The 1,071-nt window shown below is 67.8% G+C and carries 1 protein-coding gene; it reads left to right on the plus strand.

What is annotated here, in order from left to right:
* Window positions 1–134: 134 nt before the first annotated feature.
* Window positions 135–959 (plus strand): HAD-IB family hydrolase, encoded by an 825-nt coding sequence (locus G6016_RS13580; RefSeq protein WP_182633168.1) that lies wholly within the window; start codon window positions 135–137, stop codon window positions 957–959.
* The last annotated feature ends 112 nt before the right edge of the window (window positions 960–1,071 follow it).

A 1,071-nucleotide genomic window follows, 5' to 3' on the forward strand; every position in this document is an offset into this window, starting at 1 on the left:
GGATGTCGCGGTTTCTCAAAGTCTCAGTTCTCGGGGGGAGTGAACTGAGCACCTTGGGGGGATACCCCTCATTGCAGGGGCATGAACATTATCACTTACCGGCGGTCGCAGCGCAAGGACCGTATGGTTGCACCGTGTCCGCCCCACGCCGCCAGGGTCCCAGGCCGCCGCATCGCCGCCGCAGGGTCGCCGCCTTCTTCGACCTCGACAAGACGATCATCGCCACGTCGTCCGTGTTCGCGTTCAACAAGTCGTTCCTCGACGAGGGCCTGCTCTCCCGCCGATCGGTGATCGACCTCGCGTACACGCAGCTGGCGTTCAGCCTGTCCGACGCGGACGACGAGCAGATGAACAAAGTGCGCCAGGCCATGGCGACGGCCACCAAGGGCTGGGAGCCGGAGAAGGTCGAGCGGATTGTCACCGAGGGACTGACCGACACGGTCTCCCCGACCGTGTACCTCGAGGCCCAGGAACTGCTGGCCGAGCATCGGGCGTTGGGGCACGATCTGGTGATCGTGTCAGCGTCGGGCGAGGAACTCATCGCGCCGATCGCGCGCATGCTCGGGGCCGACCACTACGCCGGCACCCGGATGAACCGCGACGAGAACGGCCGCTACGGCGGCGAGATCGAGTTCTACTGCCAGGGCCCCGGCAAGGCGGTGGCGATTCGTGCCTTCGCCGAGCGCTACGGCTACGACCTGGACTCCAGCTACGCCTATTCCGACTCGTCGACGGACCTGCCGATGCTCGAGGAGGTCGGCCATCCCTCGGCGGTCAATCCGGATCGGGTGTTGCGTCGCGAGGCTCTCGAGCGCGGCTGGCCCATCCTGACGTTCTCCAATCCCACCCCGCTGCTGCCGACCCTGGAGCGGGCGACCGGCCCGATCGTCGGCGCCGGTGCGATCGCGGTGGCCACGGTGGCCGCGGCGTTGGCCTTCGCGCGCGCTGCCCGAAAGTAATCTCCCGGCCCGGCACACCGCGCACTTGCGGCTCTGCTGCCCTGAGGCTGCCCCGGCAAGGTATGCGGCCCTGAGGTCGCCCGAACGCCGCATAAGGTCCGCTCGGTCGACC

It is taken from the genome of Dietzia aerolata (assembly GCF_014144865.1).
Classification (GTDB): domain Bacteria; phylum Actinomycetota; class Actinomycetes; order Mycobacteriales; family Mycobacteriaceae; genus Dietzia; species Dietzia aerolata.